The organism is Mesorhizobium sp. M2A.F.Ca.ET.037.01.1.1, assembly GCF_003998075.1.
Classification (GTDB): Bacteria; Pseudomonadota; Alphaproteobacteria; order Rhizobiales; family Rhizobiaceae; genus Mesorhizobium.
Map to the genome: position 1 here is coordinate 1 of NZ_RZSA01001225.1, position 1,709 is coordinate 1,709.

At 64.5% G+C, this 1,709-nt stretch carries 1 protein-coding gene and 1 pseudogene; both read left to right on the top strand.

All coding sequences use genetic code 11. The features are described from left to right. Positions 1-377: pseudogene (locus EOA27_RS35355) on the top strand (acetyl-CoA C-acyltransferase); the annotation flags it as partial. 12 nt (positions 378-389) lie between these two features. Continuing rightward, a partial coding sequence (locus tag EOA27_RS35360) for an enoyl-CoA hydratase-related protein (protein ID WP_189562272.1) occupies positions 390-1,709 on the top strand: 1,320 nt, incomplete at its 3' end.

Here is a 1,709-nt window from a genome sequence, read left to right on the forward strand (position 1 = left end):
GCCTGAAGCCGCGCGCGCGCATCCGCGCCTTCGCCAATATCGGCTCGGAGCCGGTGCTGATGCTGACCGGTCCGGTCGACGTCACCGAGAAGCTCTTGAAGCGCGCCAAGATGAAGCAGTCGGACATCGACCTGTTCGAGCTCAACGAGGCCTTCGCCTCCGTCGTGCTGCGCTACATGCAGGCCTTCGACATCCCGCATGACCAGATCAACGTCAATGGCGGCGCGATCGCCATGGGCCATCCGCTCGGCGCCACCGGCGCCATGATCCTGGGCACGGTGCTGGACGAGCTGGAGCGCCGCGACCTCACCACCGCGCTGGTCACGCTCTGTATCGGCGCCGGCATGGGCACCGCCACCATCATCGAACGCGTCTGAGGGAGAGAAGAGATGAGCTACACCAATTTCACCCTCGACGTGGATGCCGACGGCATTGCCTTGATCACCTGGGACATGCCGGATCGTTCGATGAACGTCTTCACCGAAGAGGTGATGCGCGAGCTGGACGCCATCGTTGATAAGGTGGTCGGCGATGCCGCCATCAAGGGCGCGGTCATCACCTCCGGCAAGGATACATTCTCCGGCGGCGCCGACATCACCATGCTGCAGAAGATGCTGGCCACCTTCGCCGCGGAAAAAGAGAAGGATCTCGACAAGGCGACCAAGGCGCTGTTCGAGAATGCCGGCTATATGACCGGCCTGTTCCGCAAGATCGAGACTTCCGGCAAGCCTTGGGTGTCGGCGATCAACGGCACCTGCATGGGCGGCGCCTTCGAGATGTCGCTTGCCTGCCACGGCCGCGTCGCCGCCGATTCCGACAAGGTGAAGATGGCGCTTCCCGAAGTGAAGATCGGCATTTTCCCGGGCGCCGGCGGCACCCAGCGCGTGCCGCGGCTGACGGACCAGCAGCAGGCGCTGCAGATGCTGACCACCGGGCAGAACCTGTCGCCGCAAAAGGCGAAGCAGATGGGGCTGATCCATGAGATCGCGGAGCCGAAGAAGCTCGTCGAGACCGCCAAGGCGATGATCAAGAACGGCCTGAAGCCGGTGGCGCCCTGGGACGAGAAGGGCTTCAAGCTGCCGGGCGGTCCGATCTATTCGGCGGCCGGCGCCAATCTCTGGCCGCCGGCTATCGCCATCCTGCGCCGCGAGACCTATGGCAACTATCCGGCGGCGGCCGCGATCCTGAAATGCGTCTATGAAGGCCTGCTGGTGCCGTTCGACACCGCGCTCAGGATCGAGCAGCGCTATTTCACCGAGATCATGCAGACCAAGGAAGCGGCGGCGATGATCCGCTCGCTGTTCCTGTCGCTGCAGGAACTGAACAAGGGCGCGCGGCGCCCGGCCGGCGTGCCGGAAACCAAGTTCAAGAAGATCGGCATTCTCGGCGCCGGCTTCATGGGCGCCGGCATCGCCTATGTCACCGCGCGGGCCGGCATTCCGGTCGTGCTGCTCGACCGCGACCTGGCTTCGGCCGAGAAGGGCAAGGCGCATTCCGACAGCCTGATGGCCGATCAGGTCAAGAAGGGCCGCGCCAAGCCGGAAGACAAGGACAAGCTCCTGTCGCTGATCACGCCGACGGCGGACTATGCCGACCTTGCCGGCTGCGACCTCGTTGTAGAGGCGGTCTTCGAGGATTCGGGCGTGAAGAAGGATGCCACCGAGAAGGCCGAGGCGGTGCTGAAGGCGTCGGCGATCTTTGCTTCCCAC